The sequence below is a fragment of the Arthrobacter sp. TMN-49 genome, assembly GCF_054511095.1.
Genome location: NZ_JBTNDH010000009.1, coordinates 1 through 18,011 on the forward strand (window position 1 = coordinate 1; position 18,011 = coordinate 18,011).

18 protein-coding genes are annotated in these 18,011 nt (G+C 61.8%); 7 read left to right on the forward strand and 11 right to left on the reverse strand.

Going from position 1 to position 18,011, the window contains the following annotated elements; translation table 11 throughout:
* On the forward strand, nucleotides 1-195 hold a 195-nt coding region (locus ACX80E_RS05650), incomplete at its 5' end, for a hypothetical protein (RefSeq protein ID WP_459300936.1).
* 117 nt (nucleotides 196-312) lie between these two features.
* Nucleotides 313-1,017, forward strand: coding sequence for a GNAT family N-acetyltransferase (locus ACX80E_RS05655; RefSeq protein ID WP_459300937.1), 705 nt, complete (start codon nucleotides 313-315; stop codon nucleotides 1,015-1,017).
* Nucleotides 1,018-1,353: 336 nt separating this feature from the next.
* Here ACX80E_RS05655 and pdxS read toward each other — a convergent pair whose 3' ends face one another.
* The 6 genes from pdxS to ACX80E_RS05685 all read right to left on the reverse strand — a co-directional run bounded on the left by pdxS (nucleotide 1,354) and on the right by ACX80E_RS05685 (nucleotide 9,398).
* Nucleotides 1,354-2,256, reverse strand: a complete 903-nt coding sequence (gene pdxS / locus ACX80E_RS05660) for a pyridoxal 5'-phosphate synthase lyase subunit PdxS (protein ID WP_459300938.1) — start codon at nucleotides 2,254-2,256, stop codon at nucleotides 1,354-1,356.
* A gap of 103 nt (nucleotides 2,257-2,359) precedes the next feature.
* Nucleotides 2,360-2,986, reverse strand: coding sequence for a phosphatidylinositol phosphate synthase (gene pgsA / locus ACX80E_RS05665; protein WP_459300939.1), 627 nt, complete (start codon nucleotides 2,984-2,986; stop codon nucleotides 2,360-2,362).
* The gene (locus ACX80E_RS05670) at nucleotides 2,979-3,581 is read right to left on the reverse strand and encodes an HIT family protein (protein WP_459300940.1); all 603 of its coding nucleotides are present in this window, start codon (nucleotides 3,579-3,581) and stop codon (nucleotides 2,979-2,981) included. Before ACX80E_RS05670 ends, pgsA begins: the two co-directional genes overlap by 8 nt.
* The gene (gene thrS, locus ACX80E_RS05675) at nucleotides 3,578-5,584 is read right to left on the reverse strand and encodes a threonine--tRNA ligase (protein WP_459300941.1); all 2,007 of its coding nucleotides are present in this window, start codon (nucleotides 5,582-5,584) and stop codon (nucleotides 3,578-3,580) included. The genes ACX80E_RS05670 and thrS overlap by 4 nt, the downstream gene beginning before the upstream one ends.
* A gap of 42 nt (nucleotides 5,585-5,626) precedes the next feature.
* Nucleotides 5,627-9,073 (reverse strand): DNA polymerase III subunit alpha, encoded by a 3,447-nt coding sequence (locus tag ACX80E_RS05680; RefSeq protein ID WP_459300942.1) that lies wholly within the window; start codon nucleotides 9,071-9,073, stop codon nucleotides 5,627-5,629.
* Nucleotides 9,066-9,398, reverse strand: a complete 333-nt coding sequence (locus ACX80E_RS05685; protein ID WP_459300943.1) for a DUF6504 family protein — start codon at nucleotides 9,396-9,398, stop codon at nucleotides 9,066-9,068. The genes ACX80E_RS05680 and ACX80E_RS05685 overlap by 8 nt, the downstream gene beginning before the upstream one ends.
* Before the next feature lie 276 nt (nucleotides 9,399-9,674).
* On the opposite strand from ACX80E_RS05685, the gene ACX80E_RS05690 reads away from it, so the two are divergent.
* On the forward strand, nucleotides 9,675-10,181 hold the full coding sequence (locus ACX80E_RS05690; protein ID WP_459300944.1) for a GNAT family N-acetyltransferase: 507 nt from the start codon (nucleotides 9,675-9,677) through the stop codon (nucleotides 10,179-10,181).
* A gap of 189 nt (nucleotides 10,182-10,370) precedes the next feature.
* Here the strand turns inward: ACX80E_RS05690 and ACX80E_RS05695 are convergent, their stop codons facing one another.
* The gene (locus ACX80E_RS05695) at nucleotides 10,371-11,096 is read right to left on the reverse strand and encodes an SOS response-associated peptidase (protein ID WP_459300945.1); all 726 of its coding nucleotides are present in this window, start codon (nucleotides 11,094-11,096) and stop codon (nucleotides 10,371-10,373) included.
* Between the two features lie 148 nt (nucleotides 11,097-11,244).
* Between ACX80E_RS05695 and ACX80E_RS05700 the strand changes: the two genes are divergently transcribed.
* The 3 genes from ACX80E_RS05700 to ACX80E_RS05710 all read left to right on the forward strand — a co-directional run bounded on the left by ACX80E_RS05700 (nucleotide 11,245) and on the right by ACX80E_RS05710 (nucleotide 13,299).
* Nucleotides 11,245-11,502: a mycoredoxin gene (locus ACX80E_RS05700; protein ID WP_459300946.1), complete on the forward strand. Its 258-nt coding sequence runs from the start codon at nucleotides 11,245-11,247 to the stop codon at nucleotides 11,500-11,502.
* A gap of 91 nt (nucleotides 11,503-11,593) precedes the next feature.
* On the forward strand, nucleotides 11,594-12,682 hold the full coding sequence (locus tag ACX80E_RS05705; RefSeq protein WP_459300947.1) for an S-(hydroxymethyl)mycothiol dehydrogenase: 1,089 nt from the start codon (nucleotides 11,594-11,596) through the stop codon (nucleotides 12,680-12,682).
* A complete protein-coding gene (locus tag ACX80E_RS05710; protein ID WP_459300948.1) occupies nucleotides 12,679-13,299 on the forward strand; it encodes an MBL fold metallo-hydrolase in 621 nt (206 codons plus the stop codon). Before ACX80E_RS05705 ends, ACX80E_RS05710 begins: the two co-directional genes overlap by 4 nt.
* A gap of 93 nt (nucleotides 13,300-13,392) precedes the next feature.
* Here ACX80E_RS05710 and ACX80E_RS05715 read toward each other — a convergent pair whose 3' ends face one another.
* Genes ACX80E_RS05715 through ACX80E_RS05725 form a run of 3 tightly spaced genes read right to left on the reverse strand, consistent with a single transcriptional unit; the run spans nucleotide 13,393 to nucleotide 15,513 of the window.
* On the reverse strand, nucleotides 13,393-14,097 hold the full coding sequence (locus tag ACX80E_RS05715; protein WP_459300949.1) for a lipoate--protein ligase family protein: 705 nt from the start codon (nucleotides 14,095-14,097) through the stop codon (nucleotides 13,393-13,395).
* A gap of 5 nt (nucleotides 14,098-14,102) precedes the next feature.
* Complete coding sequence (locus ACX80E_RS05720) at nucleotides 14,103-14,924, reverse strand: thioesterase family protein (protein WP_459300950.1); 822 nt, start codon at nucleotides 14,922-14,924, stop codon at nucleotides 14,103-14,105.
* A 46-nt stretch (nucleotides 14,925-14,970) separates the two neighbouring features.
* A complete protein-coding gene (locus ACX80E_RS05725; protein ID WP_459300951.1) occupies nucleotides 14,971-15,513 on the reverse strand; it encodes a DedA family protein in 543 nt (180 codons plus the stop codon).
* Between the two features lie 179 nt (nucleotides 15,514-15,692).
* On the opposite strand from ACX80E_RS05725, the gene ACX80E_RS05730 reads away from it, so the two are divergent.
* Complete coding sequence (locus ACX80E_RS05730) at nucleotides 15,693-17,321, forward strand: AMP-binding protein (protein ID WP_459300952.1); 1,629 nt, start codon at nucleotides 15,693-15,695, stop codon at nucleotides 17,319-17,321.
* A 108-nt stretch (nucleotides 17,322-17,429) separates the two neighbouring features.
* On the opposite strand, the gene ACX80E_RS05735 is transcribed toward ACX80E_RS05730, so the two are convergent.
* A complete protein-coding gene (locus ACX80E_RS05735) occupies nucleotides 17,430-17,987 on the reverse strand; it encodes an NUDIX domain-containing protein (RefSeq protein ID WP_459300953.1) in 558 nt (185 codons plus the stop codon).
* Nucleotides 17,988-18,011 lie beyond the last annotated feature (24 nt).

Sequence of the window (18,011 nt, forward strand, 5' to 3'; positions counted from 1 at the left end):
TGGTCTCTTTTCCTGGAGGAGGAAGGGGCGATGTTCGCTGAAACGGCCGCAGTGAACGCCGATTCCTTTGGTTTTGTGCCTTGGGCCCCCGCCACTGAGCTGCCCCAGGCAGTCCTGGAAGATATCTTCCGTGACAACCCGCAGGGTCAAACCACCGAGACAACACCCATGTCGCTGGTGTTCACGCAGAAGTAGTATCTGGCGCAGAGGCGCGATACAGGCCCCCGCCCGCTTCGCCGGGCGCCCGAAAGGAGGCCTGTATCGTGCCTCGTCTTGTTTAATCAAAGCTCATTCACAAACGGAAGATTCATCATGGTGACGATCGCTGATTGTCAGCGCACCCAACACGCCTGGTTCAGGGCACTTGCCGAAGCCACGGGCGGACGGTCGTTTACCACGCATCTGATGAACTGGGTGTGGTTGCCGCAGCGACGGGAAATGCTGTGCCTTTTTCCCACCGAGATTACCGAGGCCGGGTTGTATCCGGCTTTGGCTGAGGCTGAGCGCCGCGGGGCGGCAACTGTGGGCATCTGGCTCAATGCAGCCGTCAGGGCAGGGCACTTGGCCAACTACCGTTTCGAACCGGGCTGGCAGCCGTGGTGGATGACGCGGAGCCTTGACGTGGAGGCTGTTGCCGCGGCCAGCGAATCCCGTGATGACAGGGTTACTGTCAATGCCGCCGTGGAGAATCAGGTGTGGCTCGCCACGGCCCGCAACGGCGAGGACGAAGTGGGCCACTCCTATGCGTACTTTCCCCCGGAGCAGGGCGGGAAGCATCTGGCCGGGATTTTCGATTTGGCGGTGGAGTCCGAGTATCGACGCACCGGGGTGGGCACGTCACTGCTCAACAAGCTCTCCGAGGCGGCCTTCAACGCCGGCGCCGAGCACCTTTTGCTTAACGCGACCCCCGATGGCCAGCGCCTGTTCCGAACGCGTGGTTTTGAACTCATCGGCAAGGGCCAGACATGGTGGTTTCAGGTGCCACAGCTGGGCGTCAACGCCGGCGACAAGCCGTAGCCAGACTGTCCCCCGCGGCGAACTGCTGCAGTCTTTCCCCCGACGCTCTCGCAGCAATGGTCATTTTTTGTTCAACGCTCTCGCAGCAATGGCTCATTTATTGGGAACGCTCTCGCACCTTTGGTTCATTTTCAAGCAACGCTGTCCCACGATGGCAGTGGGTGTCCGGATGGCAAGATTTTCCGCCACAACGCAAACAGCTGAGGGAGAAGTGAATCTCCCCCAGCTGTTTGTCCGGCGGGGCTAAACTGCGATAGCGATCCCGAAAATAACGCTATTGCTGCGAGAGCGTTGGGCAAAAAATGACCATTGCTGCGACAGCGTTGAAGGCGGATGTTACCAGCCGCGCTCAGCCAAACGGTGCGGTTCGGGGATGTCGGCGACGTTGATGCCAACCATTGCCTCACCCAGGCCACGGGAAACGTCGGCAATGACCTTCGCGTCATCGAAGAACGTGGTCGCCTTCACCACTGCTGCTGCACGCTGTGCCGGGTTGCCGGACTTGAAAATGCCGGAGCCAACAAACACGCCGTCGGCGCCCAGCTGCATCATCATGGCCGCGTCAGCAGGTGTGGCGATGCCACCGGCGGTGAACATCACCACGGGAAGCTTGCCGGTGGCGGCAACCTCCTTGACGAGCTCGTACGGGGCCTGCAGTTCCTTGGCGGCAACGTACAGCTCGTCCTCGGGCAGGGCTGCCAGCTGGGCGATCTGCGTGCGGATCTTACGCATGTGCCCTGTGGCGTTGGAAACATCGCCGGTGCCGGCCTCGCCCTTGGAACGGATCATGGCAGCACCTTCATTGATGCGGCGCAAGGCCTCGCCAAGGTTCGTGGCACCACACACAAAGGGAACCTTGAAGTTCCACTTGTCGATGTGGTGCGCGTAGTCGGCCGGGGTCAGAACCTCAGACTCATCCACATAGTCAACGCCCAAGGATTCCAAAACCTGAGCCTCAACAAAGTGCCCAATGCGGGCCTTGGCCATGACGGGGATGGAGACGGCAGCAATGATGGCGTCAATCATGTCCGGATCGCTGGCGCGGGAAACGCCGCCCTGGGCGCGGATGTCCGCGGGCACGCGTTCCAAAGCCATAACGGCCACGGCGCCAGCGTCCTCGGCGATCTTGGCTTGTTCAACATTGACAACGTCCATGATGACGCCGCCTTTGAGCATCTCGGCCATGCCGCGCTTAACGCGGCTGCTGCCGGTCACGGGTGTTACTTCGGGTGTAGACACAAAAACCCCTCTGGGAAGGAACGAAAAAGAGTCACCGTGCACGTGATACGCCGCACAGCCAGAATCATTCTATTCCGGGGGTTTCCTGCTTCCGAAACGAGTGTTACTGCCCGCTTGGCAGGGCCTGCGCCTGGGCTTGCCGGCGCACAGTCCCCACCCTTTGGAACACGGTGACCAGGCTGGCTGCGGCCAGCAAGACCAGTACGACGGCGAGCACGGCTTCTGGGATGCCCAGGCCTACCAGCCCTGTCGCCACAAGCACCACCACCAGCCTGTCCGAGCGCTCCGCGATGCCAACGTTGGCGGTCATGCCCAGACCTTCGGCCCGGGCCTTGGCGTAGGAGACGATGGAGCCAAGCACCAGGCATGTCAGGGCCATGGCGGCGATGAAATGGTTGTTGCCGCCGGTGTAGAACCAGATGACGATGCCGGCAAAGACGGCCCCATCCCCCACCCTGTCCAGGGTGGAGTCCAGGAAGGCGCCCCAGGGGCCGGAGCGGCCCAACATGCGCGCCATGAGCCCGTCAACAATGTCTGAGAACACAAACACCGTGATGACCACCGTGCCCCAGAACAATTCACCCAGTGGGTAGCCAATCAGTGCACCGGCCGCCACGCCCAGGGTGCCGATGATGGTGACGGCGTCGGGAGAAACCTTCAAGCGCACCAACAAGGCGGCGACGGGGGTAAAGATCGCGGCAAAAAGCGCGCGAGCGTACTTGTTAAGCATCGCAGTCCTTCTCGGGCGTGACGGTGTCTTCCCCAGCTGTCGCCCACGCCGCAGACACTTGCTGGCGCACGTCACCGAGGGTTTGTGTAATGGCCTTGGTGCCGGCGATGATGGGCATGAAATTCCCGTCCCCGCCCCACCGCGGCACAATGTGCTGGTGCAAGTGGGCGGCAATGCCTGCCCCACCGGTGACACCTTGGTTCATGCCCAGATTGAACCCCGACGGGTTGGCCACTACGCGCAGCACCTGCATGGCGCGCTGCGTCAGGGCGGCAAATTCGGCCGTCTCCGCAATGGTCAAATCCGTGTAGTCGGGCACGTGCCGGTACGGGCACACCAGCAGGTGGCCCGGGTTGTACGGGAAGAGGTTCAACACAACATAGGCAAGCTCGCCGCGGTGGACGATGAGGGAATCCTCATCGCTGCGTGAGGGCGCCTCGCAAAAGGGGCAATTTTCCTTACCGGAGAATTGCTCCTGCCCACCTTTGACGTAGGCAAGCCGGTGCGGCGTCCAGAGTCGTTGAAAGGCATCCGGAACCCCGGGGAGTTCAAAATTATCTACAACGGGCCAGGACGCCTCACCGCTTTCACTCACGCCGTGCGGTTCCTAACGGCTTCAACGATCCTGCGCACTGCCTCATCGACTGCCACACCGTTGTCCTGGCTGCCGTCACGGAAGCGGAAGGACACAGCGTTGGCGTCGGCGTCGTCGCCCCCGGCAATCAGCACAAAGGGAACCTTCTCCTTGCTGGCCGTACGGATCTTCTTCGGGAACCTGTCACTGGAAATGTCCACCTCGGCGCGGATCCCCTGGGCCTTGAGCTGGGCCACGACGTCAAACATGTAGTCGTTGAAGGCCTCAGCCACGGGAATAGCCACCACCTGAACGGGTGAGAGCCAGGCCGGGAAGGCGCCTGCGTAGTGCTCGGTCAGGAGACCCATGAAACGCTCCACCGAACCGAACAGGGCGCGGTGGATCATGACGGGGCGCTGGCGGGTACCGTCGGCTGCCTGGTATTCCAGTTCAAAACGCTCGGGCAGGTTGAAGTCCAGCTGGATGGTGGACATCTGCCAGGTGCGGCCCAAGGCGTCCTTGGCCTGGACGGAGATCTTGGGACCGTAGAAGGCTGCTCCACCCGGATCCGGCACCAGTTCCAGTCCTGAAGCTTCGGCGACCTCGGCCAGTGTCTGGGTTGCTTCTTCCCAAACGTCGTCGTCGCCCACAAACTTCTCCGGATCCTTGGTAGAGAGTTCCAGGTAGAAGTCATCCAGACCGTAGTCCTTGAGCAGGCCCAGCACAAAGTTCAGCGTCTCGGTGAGCTCATCCTTCATCTGCTCCTTGGTGCAGTAAATGTGGGCGTCATCCTGTGTCATGCCGCGCACACGGGTCAGGCCATGCACCACGCCTGACTTCTCGTAGCGGTACACGGAGCCGAACTCGAACAAGCGCAGGGGCAGTTCCCGGTACGAGCGCCCGCGGGAGCGGAAGATCAAGTTGTGCATGGGGCAGTTCATGGGCTTGAGGTAGTAGTCCTGGCCGGGCTTGCGCACAGTGCCGTCTTCATTGAGCTCGGCATCAACGTGCATGGGCGGGAACATGCCGTCGCGGTACCAGTCCAGGTGGCCGGAGACCTCGTACAGGTTCGCCTTCGTGATGTGCGGGGTGTAGACGAAGTCGTAACCGGCCTCAACGTGGCGTGCGCGGGAGTAGTCTTCCATCTCCTTGCGAATGATTCCGCCCTTGGGGTGGAACACCGGCAGGCCGGAGCCCAGCTCGTCCGGGAAGGAGAACAAGTCGAGTTCCACGCCCAGCTTGCGGTGGTCGCGGCGCTCGGCTTCTGCAATGCGTTCCTGGTACGCCTTCAGGGCTTCCTTGGTGGGCCAGGCCGTGCCGTAGATGCGCTGCAGCTGCTGGTTGTTCTGGTTGCCCAACCAGTAGGCCGCGGAGGTGCGGGTCAACGCAAAGGCGTTGGAGATGAGCTTGGTGTTTTGCAGGTGCGGGCCGCGGCACAGATCGCACCAGATGGCCTCGCCGCTCTTGCGGTCAACGTTTTCGTAGATGGTGATCTCGCCGGCACCCACCTCAACGTTCACGCCCTCGGCGGAGTCGGCGTCGGCGTCGTTCTTCTTGCCCAAAAGCTCCAGCTTGTAGGGCTCATTGGCCATGGCAACGCGGGCCTCATCTTCGGAGACCACGCGGCGGGCAAACTTTTGGTTTTGGTTGACGATCTTGAGCATCATCTTCTCAAGGGTCTTCAGATCCTCGGGAGTGAAGGGCTCGGCTACGTCAAAGTCAAAGTAGAAACCGTCGGTGATGTACGGCCCAATGCCCAACTTCGCGTCGGGACGCAACGCCTGCACGGCCTGGGCCATGACGTGGGCTGTTGAGTGACGCAAAACATCCAGCCCGTCGGGGGAATCGATGGCGACGGGTTCCACGGAAGCGTCAGACTCCAGGACGGCAGAAAGGTCCTTGAGGACCCCGTCCACGCGCATGACAACTACTTCGCGGCGCTCAAAGAACAGCTCCGCGCCGGTGGTGCCGGTGGCCACCGCAGTCGCGACGCCTTCGACATTGATGGTGATTTGTGTATCCACGGGCACGTTTAACTCCTTGATTAGTCCTGTGCGGCTCCATGTCTAAGCAACATACGGGGGTTGCTGTGAGCCTCTTTGATGGTATCGGGTTGGTGGGACGCCTTCCAACACGGGCGGCTCCGGAAGCAGGGGGGTATTTTGTAAATCCCACGCCTCCAACGCCTGCACGCTGATCCCCCGCGGACCTGTTCGCCGCGTCACGCCCCGGATCAGGAGCATCCGGGTGCCAAAAAGCAGGGGGCCCGACTTTTCCTGCGCCTCGGTGAAGAAGGTGGTGTCCACGCATCCTGTGCCGTCGTCAATGCTGATGAACACCACCCGTTTCCCTCCCCGCATGGGCGGGGTTTGCGTGGCAACCCGCACCCCGGCCACCAAAACCTCACTGTTGTTGCGCAAGCCCAGCAGCTGATCCGCCCGGCTGACACCCAGCTGCGCCAGAAGAGGTGCATAACTTCCCATCAGGTGCTCGCTGACGTCCATGGACAGAAGGTCAAGTTCGGTGCGCACAGTTTCTGCCATGCTGGCGCCGGGATGTACAGCTGGCAACGCACCCAACTCCACATCCTCCATGGGCAAGTGCAGCTGCCCGGCAATGGGGTAGTTGCGCTTGCTCGCCGTGTTTGCCGGCATGCTGTTGACGTGGGCTATGAGGTCGGCACGGTTTGCAGTATTTCCGGTAAGGCTTTGTGCCCGGTGGTGCAAGGAATCCAGCGCGCCCAGCTGGGCAAGCCGCTTCAACACGGGCCGGCTCAGTTTGGCCCTGTCGCGCAGATCGGCCAGGGAGTCATAGGGCTGGCCGGTGAGGATCCTTTTCAGTTCGGTCCCGGAGAGCCCATACACCCCGGCCAGGCTCAGGCGGATACCTGTCACGTTATTGGTTGTCCGCTCGGCACGGTACTGGCCACCACTGGCATTGATGTCCAGCGGCAGGACGGGGATGCCCAGGCGCCTGGCCTCGGCCACCAGCAGACGCCGCGGATACATGCCGGGGTCGTGCTCCCACAGCCCGGTAAGGAACTCGGCCGGATGGTGCGCCTTCAACCAGGCCGACTGGTAGGTGGGCACAGCAAAAGCGGCCCCATGGGCTTTGCAGAAGCCAAAACTGCCAAAAGCCTTCAGCGTCTCCCACACCTCATCAATGACAGCCGCGCTGTATCCGTGGGCGGCTGAGTGTTCCCTGAAGTACTTTTCTATGGCCGGTTCCACGCCTGGCTTTCCCAGCCCACGGCGAAACTCGTCGGCACGGGACAGCGTGCATCTGGTCATGACACTGAACGTTCGCAGCACCTGCTCATGAAAAACCGTCACCCCATGCGTCTCGGCAAGGGCCGGGATGAGGTCGGGGTGGGCGTAGTGGGCGGGAGTAAACCCTGCCCTGTTCTCCAAGTACGGTTTCACCATATTTGATTTCATGGGGCCGGGCCTGAACAAGGAAATATCAATGACCAGGTCGCTGAACTCGGTGGGCGCCATCTTTCCCACCAGTTCGCGCTGGCCCGGAGACTCAATCTGGAAGCAGCCCAGCGTATGGGTGCTGCGGATCAGCTCAAAGGTGGGTTCGTCGTCGAACGGGACGGCATCTAAATCAATGGCCCCGTCGGCGGCTATGAACGGCGCCCCCGGGTCGTGCCCGCCCACCGCGGCTACGGCATCCTTGGAGGGGTGCAGCCGGATGATCTCCCGCACGGCATAGGCCATGGCGCTTTGCATGCGCACGCCCAGCACGTCGAGTTTGAGCATCCCCATGGCATCCATGTCGTGCTTATCAAATTGGCTCATGGGCAGGCCCAGCCCGCTCGGTTGCACAGGTGTCCTGTTCAACAAGGACGAATCCCCCAAGATCACCCCGCACGGGTGCATGGAAATATGCCTGGGCAAACTGTCCAGACGCTCGGTGAGGTCAACCAGCAGATCCAGTTGGGCACCGTCTCCTTGGGCGTGGCGGGAGCTCTCCACCTGTGCGGCAAAATCGCGCAGCTCAGGCTTCTCCGCCAACGCTTCCCGGAAGGATCCTGCCGAAAACCGCCACAGCTGTTTGGCTATCTGATCAATCTCGGCCCTGTCCATGCCCAACGCCAGGCCGGCATCCCTGACAGCTCCGCGGGCACGGTAGCTGTTTTGCATGCTCATCAGGGTGACCCGTTTGGAGCCAAATCGTTCAAAAATGCGCCTGTACACATTGTGACGTTGCGCACTTTCCACATCAAGGTCAATGTCAGGCAGCGTTGACCTGTCCAGGGAGAGGAAGCGTTCAAAGAGCAAGTCGTTAGCTATGGGGTCCACGGCGCTGATGCCCAGCAGATAGTTAACCAGCGACGACGCCCCGGAACCTCGCGCTGCCCGGCGCACCCCCATGTCCTTGATCATCTCCGAGACTTCCGCCACGGTAAGGAAGTAGGAATCAAAGCCCAACCCGCCAATGGTGGCCAGTTCCACCTCCAGCCTGTTGCGCACCTCAAGCAGCTTCTTGCCGGGGAGTCCCCCGAAGCGCTGGTTGAGCCCTGCCTCTGTGCGCTGGCGCAACTCCATGCCCGCCGGCTGCGTCAACCCCAACACCTGTGATTCAGGGGTTTTGGGTTGTTTCCAGCCAAGATCGGCTGCGGGGTCAAGCCGGCATTTGTCAGCCAGCTGTTCGGTGTTGGACCATAGCTGCCTCAGCTCGGCACTGCCATAGCCGCCCTGGTACACAATCTCTTGCGCCACGGCCTGCATGCGGGCAGCGCTTTTAAGCCAGGCCTGCCCCGTGGGTTGCAAGTCATTGAGCTTCTCCAACGGCGCGATGTTCCTGGCAGCATCCAGAACATCTGCCGTGGGCGCATCATCTTCACAGCTGTAGCGCACGGCGTTGCTTAGAACGGCGGGGACATCAAACTCCTGCGCCAATTTCAGCATCCGCACTGCCTGGGATGTGCTCATGGGTGCGCCGGGTGCGCTCAAATGGCTCAAGATTTCCACCACAAGGGAGCCGACAGGCATGGCATTGCGCCAACTCAAAAATTTGGTGCGCGGCACCAGATATTTGCGCCCATTCAGGGCCCTGCCCACCGGTGATGCGGGGCCAAGTAAAACTGTCAAGGCAGCCCTGCCGGAATTCGTGTCCACAACACCTGCGGCCAGTTGGGCCAGGGTGAGGCCCACAAGCCCCCTGGGTTGGTCATGTGCGGCAGAAATGAGTCGGCACAGGGCGCCGTAGCCTGCACCCGGAGCCAGGGTGGCTGAACCATGGGCCAGGATCACCACGCGTCCGGCCACTTCTAACCCGTTTTGCCCCTCTTCCAGCACGGCAAGGTCAACCCCCACTAGGGGGTCAATCCCGGCAGCCCTGCAGGCTTTGACATGCTTGACGGCACCGTAGAGTCCATCCCTGTCGGTGATGGCCAGCGCGTTGGCGCCATCGGCGGCTGCAGCCTGGGCCAAGTCCTCGGGCCAGGAGACCCCATAGTGAGCACTGAAGGCTGAGGCGCAGTGCAAGTGGACAAAGTTACGCACCTTCTAGCAGCTCCTTAAAATGCTCATCCACAGCGTCATGGATTTTTATGACCCGCCAACGGTCACTGGGCCGGTACCTCACCAAGTCCAAAGTCAACAGCTCCGTTTTGCCTTCCTGGCGTACTTGCACCCGCCACATTTGGGTGTCCACGTATCCCACCCCTTCACCCGGGCGCATGCGTGTCTCGCTCTCCCACCAGGGGCGCCGCTCATACCAACACAAGGGTTCGGCGGCGAGGGTGTAGCACCGCCCACGCCACCACAGCTGCACCAGCGCCCCCGCAGCTGAGCGCCCCACCTTGACCGACTCGCTAAAGGTGCCCATGCGCGCACTCCACCTCCACCCGGCAATGCCAACTCAGCATCATGTTCTTGATCCGAATGACTCATTAGTACATATATCCGAATAGATTTAAGTGTACGCTCAATTTCACGCGGAAAGTAACCCGCACATTGGGAAGAAACGCTTGCGCGGACATCTGTTCTGCGCATAAAGCGTTATGTAGATAGCTGACAACGCAACTGGCGTCTAGCATTGCCTTATGGCCATTGGCTTAGTCGTACTGACGGCGCCACGACGATTTTTTATAAGGAGCGTTCCATGACTGACATGGTCACCCTCATCGCAAAGACCACTCCATTGGAACGCGAACTCAAGATGGCTTCACGTACCGTCCTGAAATCAGATCTCCCACGCCTTGGGGAGCTGTACTACACCGCCTACGACGCCGGAGCCGCCGGTGATTCGATCGAAGTTGCCTTGGCAGACATGCAAGCCTCCATGGCCGGCAAATACGGCCCCTTCCTCCCCAGCGCCTCTCACGTTGCCTTGGATGAAAACGGAAAAATCGTCGCAGCCGTGCTGGTGGTGGAGCACGCAATCGGTGACGACACCCCCGACACTCCCTTCATCATTGAGCTGATCACTGACCGTGAGCACCGCCGCCGCGGCCTGGCCGAGGACTTGGTTCTTGCCACCATGGACACGTTGTTTAACGAGGGCAAGACAGATGTTGCCCTGCGGGTCGAATCCAGCAATTCAGCGGCCCTTGCCTTGTACCTGTCACTGGACTTCCGCCGCTGGTCTCCCGAGGACTCCGAGGACTAAAGCGCCACCATGGAACAGCGGTTGACGTTTATTACCTTGGGCGTCCGTGACGTGTCCCGCTCCCGTGAGTTGTATCTCACAGGCCGAGGTCGACGCCGTGCTGGCGCAGGCGGTTGCGGCGGGCGCCGTCGTGAATAATCCTGTCTGGGCCGTGGACGACGCCGGCAACGTCTGACTCGTCGCCGGCCCCTACAGCGCGACGGGCTCGATGAGTTCGGGGCCGTCGTTGCGCACATTCCCCACGGCAGCACTGACAGGATCAAGCTGCCACGTGGCCGCCTGGCCGTAGGCCTCCGCCAGGACCATTTCCAGCAGTTGCACCGGCGAGCCAGCTGCCGGGTTGAGCCATTGCGTCAAACCTTCAATGCTCAACGGCACCGGCAGTCTGTCGTGCAAGGTGGCCAGCTCCCCTTCCGGTGGCGATGCCATGGTGATGATGCTGGTGGATAGTAGCCATTGGTCCGGCGCCCCATCGTCCTTGGCGGGGTCCTTCCACCATTCGTAAAGCCCGGCAAAGGTGATGAGTGAGCCGTCGGCGCTGTGCACAAAGTACGGTTGTTTGCTCTTGCCGTCCGGTGACTTCTTCCATTCGTAGTAGCCCTGCACGGGCACCCCGCAACGTTTGGTCTTCAAGGCCGCCCGGAACGTTGGCTTCTCCGCCACGGTTTCACTGCGTGCGTTGAAGGCACGCACCCCCACCCCGGGGTCCTTGGCCCAGCCCGGCACCAGCCCCCACTTGGCAACATGGATTTGCCGGTGCGCCTCTCCGTCAATGAGCCGTTCGAGCACAATGGGAACGTCCGTGGTGGGGGCAACGTTGTAGGAGGCCCGCAACTCAAGGGACGCCTCAGCTTCGGCTTCCAGCTCTGCTACCAAGTCGCCCACTGCCCTCGCCATTACGTATCGTCCACACATGGAATCCATAGTGGCACAGACTGCAGCGGCGGCACAGACCCGGCCCACGAGCGCCGCCGCGCAACACTAGATGAGGAATATCCGCTCCACCCGGTAGCGTTGTCACCAGTAGCAATCAAGAAGACTTTTCTTTCAAGGAGTATTTGACGTGGAGTTCACCCCCGACGCCGGCACCATCACGATGTTTTCCACCACCTGGTGCGGCTATTGCAAGCGCCTGAAGAAGCAGCTGGACGCATCAGGAATTGGCTACACCGAGATCAACATTGAAGACGTCCCCGGCACGGCTGAACTCGTTGAAAGCCTCAATGACGGCAACCAGACTGTCCCCACAGTGTTGTTCCCGGACGGCTCGGCGGCAACCAACCCGTCCTTGAAGGACGTGGTGAGCAGGCTCGCGGCCTAGTCTGAGCCGAAGGACGAAGCCGTGTAGCCTGTCAGGAGCCTCATTTGATGTTCCCCAAAGGCGGAACTCAGCGGATTTTAGGAGCTCTTCCATGGTGCACAAGGTCAAAGGCGCGGTAGTCCTGAGCAAGGACGCGGCCGTCACAATCGAAACTGTTCTGGTCCCCGATCCGGGACCAGGCGAAGCACTCGTGGACATTTTAACCAGCGGTGTTTGCCATACAGATTTGCACTACAAGCAGGGCGGAATCAGCGATGATTTCCCGTTCCTGCTGGGCCATGAGGCCACAGGCGTTGTCAGCGCCGTGGGCGCGGGAGTTAGCAACGTGGTGCCCGGCGACAGGGTCATTCTGAACTGGCGCGCAGTGTGCGGCAGCTGCCGGGCGTGCAGCAAGGGCCAGAGCCAGTACTGTTTCAACACGGCCAACGCCACCTCGAGGATGACTCTCGAGGACGGCACAGTCCTCTCCCCCGCACTGGGCATTGGTGCGTTTATTGAGAAAACACTCGTGGCGGCCGGGCAATGCACCAAGGTGGATCCGGATGTAGACCCCGGCGCCGTGGGTTTGCTGGGCTGTGGTGTCATGGCAGGCATTGGTGCGGCCATCAATACAGGTGGGGTGAAGCGCGGCGACTCCGTGGCCGTTATTGGTTGTGGCGGCGTGGGCTCGGCAGCCATTGCCGGAGCCGCACTGGCCGGGGCCACCACCATCATCGCCGTTGACCGCGATCCCAAGAAACTGACGGCAGCTCTGGCGCTCGGGGCCACCCACATGGTTGACTCCTCGCAGGAGGACGCTGTACTCGCCATCCGGAACCACACGGGCGGGTTCGGGGCAGATGTGGTGATTGACGCCGTCGGACGTCCCGAAACGTACAAGCAGGCCTTCTACGCCCGCGACCTTGCCGGCACGGTGGTGCTGGTGGGTGTGCCCACCCCCGAGATGACGCTGGAACTGCCGCTGCTGGATGTCTTTGGCCGCGGCGGCTCGTTGAAGTCCTCCTGGTACGGCGACTGCCTGCCCTCGCGTGATTTCCCCATGCTGGTTGAGCTGTACAAGCAAGGCAAGCTTGATTTGGACGCTTTTGTGAGCGAACGCATCACCATCAATGACATTGAGGCGGCGTTCACCAAAATGGGTCAGGGCTCGGTGCTTCGATCCGTGGTGGAGTTCGCATGAGCGCCCGCATCGAACGTTTGGTGACCTCGGGGACGTTTTCGCTCGACGGCGGCACCTGGGATGTGGACAACAACGTCTGGCTGGTGGGTGACGATCACGAATGCGTCATCATCGATGCCCCGCACGACGCCGAGGCCATCGTCGCCGCTGTGGCCGGGCGCAAGGTCCTTGCCCTGCTCCTCACGCACGCCCATGACGACCACATCAAGGCTGCCCGGGCGGTAGCCGCCGCCACCGGCGCACCCATCCACCTGAACCCGGCCGACAGGATGCTGTGGGATGTTGTCCACCCGGGTGCAGCCCCCGATGTTGAGCTGCACGACGGCGACACCCTCACCGTGGCAGGCACGGTACTGACGGCGTTGCACACCCCCGGCCACTCCCCCGGGTCAACGTGCTTCTACTCCGAGTCGCTGGGCACTGTTTTCACCGGGGACACCTTGTTCAACGGCGGGCCCGGCGCAACGGGGCGATCCTTCAGCGACTTCCCCACCATTGTTGCCTCCATTACGCAGCGTCTGCTGTCCCTGCCCGCACAAACAGTAGTCAACACCGGTCACGGCGACTCAACAACCATCGGGGCAGAAGCGCCCGGGATTGCTGCCGCGCAGCAGTAAAGCACCGCTTCCTTCACATCGACCCGTCAGATAATGCCGCTATGAATCTTCATAGCGGCATTATCTGACGGGTCGATGAGCGTAGGAGCGGTTTTAGGGGTGCACTAGCTCCGTGTGCCGCGCATAGACCGCCAGGACCGCAGCTTCCACAGCGTCAACAGTGAGACCCGGAATCAGGTCCTCGGCAGCACCGGCGGTGGCCGGATCCCATGCCAGCCCCAGGGCAGCATACGTGCCGGTGAGGACGCTGCGGATGGGGGCAGAGTTTTCAACAATCACCACCGAGCTAAACAGCCACGCACCGGAGACCACCCGCTGGGCTGTGCCAACCAATTTGATTTGCCCGGCCGGCCCGCGGCCATGAACACTGAACTCGCCGGGGCAATACTCCCCCGGAATTTCACCCACCCCGGCATCAACGCCCACGCTTTGCAGAGCCCGCGCGAAGAGATCCCCGAAGAAGCCAAACCTCGCCTTGGCTCCGGCAATGGCGTCGTCCTCGCGTTGGAGGTGATCCACCACCAATGTGCCTTGGTGGTAGGCGGCGGCACGGCCACCGGCCCGACGCACCGCCGGCACGAACCCGTGCTCGGCTGAAACCTCTTCGGCACGGCTAAACCCCGCCAATTTGGTGTCGCGTTGCCCAAAGGCCACTGTGGGCTCCGGCCGGTACAGCCGCAACATGTCAGCTTGCTCGCCTGCTTTTACCGTGGCCAACAAGTCCAGTGCACGGTTCAGATCGGCTTCGGCACCGGTGTTGTGTTGCTGGCGGTGGACCTCCAGCAACGGGGCTACCATGCGGCTCACTGACTGTGCGGGATGGGTCGGATGGTCAGAATTTGTTCCGAACGCGCAAAGGGGCCCTTGACATCGTTGAGCACAGAGGATGTCAAACCAATGCCGTCACCGGCGAAACTCACGTGTGTGTCCAGGCCCAGCCATTCGCCAACGGGTTCGCGGTAGATGTGGAGGGAAAGGTCGACGTTGGGAAACATGAAGCCGCCGGGAACCGGGGCCATGCGCGCTGACGCGCCGTTGGCGCTGTCGGCCAGCCCCAAAAGGCGCACCAGCGGCGAGGAGTGACCCACGCCGTCGAGCATGGTGTAGGGACTGTGCAGCCAGGCGCGGCCACGGCCGGGGCGGTGGCTGGGGTTGGACCGGCCTTGCAGGGTCTTGATGAAGCCGCCGGGCCAACTTGTCATGCCATCCCAGGGCAGGGAGCTTTCCAGGCTGTCCATCGGCTCGTCTTCATACGCCTCAACGGCTGAGGTGTCATTGGTTTGCAAACGCCACGCAGTGACACGGACAGCCACCCGCCCCTGCGCCACCAGCTCGGTCTGCAGGAGTTCAATGGTCTTGCCGGGGCGCAAAAGTGTTGTTTCGAGGGTGAATTCACCGGCCGGGATCAGTCCCAAAATGTCAAAACTCAACCGGGCCAGACGCATGTCGGGGCGGGGCTGGAACTGTTCCAAGGCATGAATTAAAATGCCGGTAACCGGCGCCATATGCTGTTCGTGCGTGTTCCACGCGCCTTGGGCGTGGATAGTTGACTCGTAGCGATTTCCACCCAGATGGCGGTAGTACGAGGTCACATCTTCTGCACTCTGTGTTGTGATGTCTGGCATGGCTACGACTCTACCGGGCGCAGCACATGCTAATCCAAATGGGCCGCTAGGCCTGTTGCGTTGAGCTGCGGGCAACTTCTGGTGACAGGGCCGGACAATCATCTAGGGCGCTCTTATCCAGTTTGCGGGTCCGGGATACGCGGAATAGGTGGATGCCCAGAACGGCCGCGCCGGCCAGCAGCACCAGTGCAATGAGGGCCAGCGGGGATCCGGCGGCCGCGGCAACGGCCGCTTCAAAGGCTGCCAGTCCGATGGTCGCATAGATGCAGGCCCAGGCGAGGGAACCGACCACAGTTGCCGGAATATAGCGGCGCAGAGGCATGCGGCCCAAGCCGGCAGACATGTTGATGGCCGTTTGCACGCCGATGGTTAAGAAGCTCACGCTGACGGCTGGGGCGCCCCAGCGGGCAATGATCTTTTCGGCCCGCAGTACTGCCGGGGAGTCCAAATGCTTCTGGAGTTTCGTTTTACGTCCGCCGGCGGCAAGGCCGCGGCCCGCCCAGTAGGTGGCGTTGGAGCGCAACATGACAATGGCAAACAGGATCAGAAAAGCCCAGATAAAGGGTAGGGATCCGATGCTGTCCATCATGAGCGCGTACAACCCCCTGGGAGCCAAAATAATATAGCCACAGAATGCTGAGCTATTAGTCTTACCTATCCTAGCGAAGAACGGCAGGGTTGGGCTAATTGGGGCGGGGTGACGCTACTCGCTTGGGCCAGAAGGGTGAGGTGGCGCACAATTGCGCGGTTCGGGGCTAGCATCGTTGCATGACCAACGATGCTCAGCTTTCCCATAGTTCCGGCCCCTCTTCTATTCCCCTGCTGGATGAGACGATTGGCGCGAACTTTGCCCGCACAGCCTCCCGTTTCCCGGACAGGGAGGCGCTGGTGGACAAGCCGTCCGGGCGCCGGTGGAGTTATGCGCAGTTGAACGACGACGTCGATGCCCTGGCCCGCGGTTTGCTCGCCGCCGGAGTGAGCAAGGGAGATCGGGTGGGCATCTGGGCGCCGAATGTGCCCGAATGGGTGCTCATCCAATACGCCACAGCCAAGATCGGCGCCATCCTGGTCAACATCAACCCTTCCTACCGGACCCACGAGCTCAAATATGCCGTCCAACAGTCGGGCATGCGCATGCTGGTGGCGATGCCCGCGTTCCGCGGCTCGGACTACGCGGCCATGATTGAGTCCGTCCTGCCCGAATGCGAGGACCTGGCGGATATTGTCTACCTTGGCACTGGTTCCTGGGAGGCACTCGTGGCGGGCGGAGCGGCGGTGGCCGCTGACGCCGTCGACCGCGCCATGGAGCAGCTGGCTGCCGATGATCCCATCAACATCCAGTACACCTCGGGCACCACCGGCTACCCCAAGGGTGCCACGCTGAGCCACCACAACATCTTGAACAACGGCTACTTCGTGACGGAGACCATCAAGTTCACCGAGCAGGACAGGCTGTGCGTGCCGGTGCCGTTTTACCACTGCTTCGGCATGGTCATGGGAAATCTGGGCGCCACCACGCACGGTGCGGCCATCATCATTCCGGCGCCATCCTTTGATGCAGCCGCCACGCTGGCCGCGGTGCAGGAGGAACGCTGCACGGCCTTGTACGGCGTGCCCACCATGTTCATCGCCGAGCTGAACCTGCCCGATTTCTCCGGCTATGACCTCTCCAGCCTGCGCACCGGCATCATGGCCGGTTCCCCATGCCCCGTGGAGGTCATGAAGCGGTGCGTGAGCGAGATGCACATGGCGCAGGTATCCATTGCGTACGGCATGACTGAAACCTCGCCGGTGTCCATGCAAACGCAAACTGACGACGACGTGGCGCACCGGACCGAGACGGTGGGCCGGGTGCACCCGCATCTTGAGGTCAAAATTGTGGATCCGGCCACCGGTCTCACCGTCCCGCGGGGCACCACCGGCGAATTCTGCACGCGCGGGTTCTCGGTCATGCTGGGGTACTGGAATGATCCGGAGAAGACGGCCGGGGCCATTGATGCGGAGCGGTGGATGCACACAGGCGATCTTGCCATCATGTTCGAGGACGGCTACGTCAACATTGTGGGCAGGATCAAGGACATGGTGATTCGTGGCGGGGAGAACCTGTATCCGCGCGAAATTGAGGAGTTCCTCTACCAGCACCCGGATATTGCCGACGTCCAGGTTATTGGGGTGCCTGATGAAAAGTACGGTGAGGAGCTGTGCGCCTGGATCATGATGAAACCGGGCGCGGCGGCACTGGATCAAGCTGCCGTGTCGGCCTACTGTGCGGACCACCTGTCCCGCCACAAGGTGCCGCGGTATGTCCTGGTGGTCAACGACTTCCCCATGACCGTGACGGGCAAGGTGCGCAAGATGGACATGCGCACCAGAACCGTGGAGCTACTGGGACTCTAACAGTACTGGCCGGTGAACGTGCCAGCTCAGATTCCCCCTCACACACACATCTGTGTGGCAGTTGTTGGACGTCCAACAACTGCAACATAGAATTCCGGGAGGAACGACCTAGCCGCCAGCTGTCAGCCGCTCGCGCAGCCCCGGCCAGGCCGCGCCAAAGCCAGGATGTAGCGGAAGGTCGGCGACTGATTCCGGCGGCACCCATTCCAGGGCGAGGCTCTCCGGGTCGCTGATGACAGGTTCAAAGGGCACCACCACACTGACCGCGACAGTTGTGTAGCTCCAATAGCCCACGTCGTGGACGGAGGTGAACAACAGCCCCACGTTCACCCGGGGTACCCCGGCTTCCTCCCACGCCTCACGCAATGCACCATCCACGGCGCTTTCACCGTGGTGCAGCGCCCCGCCGGGCAGACCCCACGTGCCGCCGTGGTGAGACCAGATGGCCCGGTGTTGCAGCAAGACTCCGCGGCCGGCGTCGAACACCAACAAACCCGCCGAGCCGAACCTGCCCCAAAACTTGCCCTGCTCCCCTTCAACCCAGGCATCGCCGGGGTCACGGCTGCCGCCACGCCTGCCCGGACGCACAACGGCCGCGGCATCCCGGACAAATCGGGCGGCCGCGGCTGCGGAATTCGAGAGCGTGTTGGGATTTTCCTGATCCATGGCTTCCACGGTACCAACAACGCA

Coding starts and splice junctions, on each gene's coding strand:
- ACX80E_RS05705 (WP_459300947.1), top strand. CDS start 11,594: ATGGTGCACAAGGTCAAAGGCGCGGTAGTCCTGAGCAAGGACGCGGCC.
- ACX80E_RS05735 (WP_459300953.1), bottom strand. CDS start 17,987: ATGGATCAGGAAAATCCCAACACGCTCTCGAATTCCGCAGCCGCGGCC.
- ACX80E_RS05685 (WP_459300943.1), bottom strand. CDS start 9,398: ATGGGCACCTTTAGCGAGTCGGTCAAGGTGGGGCGCTCAGCTGCGGGG.
- ACX80E_RS05730 (WP_459300952.1), top strand. CDS start 15,693: ATGACCAACGATGCTCAGCTTTCCCATAGTTCCGGCCCCTCTTCTATT.
- ACX80E_RS05720 (WP_459300950.1), bottom strand. CDS start 14,924: ATGCCAGACATCACAACACAGAGTGCAGAAGATGTGACCTCGTACTAC.
- ACX80E_RS05655 (WP_459300937.1), top strand. CDS start 313: ATGGTGACGATCGCTGATTGTCAGCGCACCCAACACGCCTGGTTCAGG.
- ACX80E_RS05715 (WP_459300949.1), bottom strand. CDS start 14,097: ATGGTAGCCCCGTTGCTGGAGGTCCACCGCCAGCAACACAACACCGGT.
- ACX80E_RS05695 (WP_459300945.1), bottom strand. CDS start 11,096: ATGTGTGGACGATACGTAATGGCGAGGGCAGTGGGCGACTTGGTAGCA.
- ACX80E_RS05710 (WP_459300948.1), top strand. CDS start 12,679: ATGAGCGCCCGCATCGAACGTTTGGTGACCTCGGGGACGTTTTCGCTC.
- ACX80E_RS05690 (WP_459300944.1), top strand. CDS start 9,675: ATGACTGACATGGTCACCCTCATCGCAAAGACCACTCCATTGGAACGC.
- pgsA (WP_459300939.1), bottom strand. CDS start 2,986: ATGCTTAACAAGTACGCTCGCGCGCTTTTTGCCGCGATCTTTACCCCC.
- ACX80E_RS05725 (WP_459300951.1), bottom strand. CDS start 15,513: ATGATGGACAGCATCGGATCCCTACCCTTTATCTGGGCTTTTCTGATC.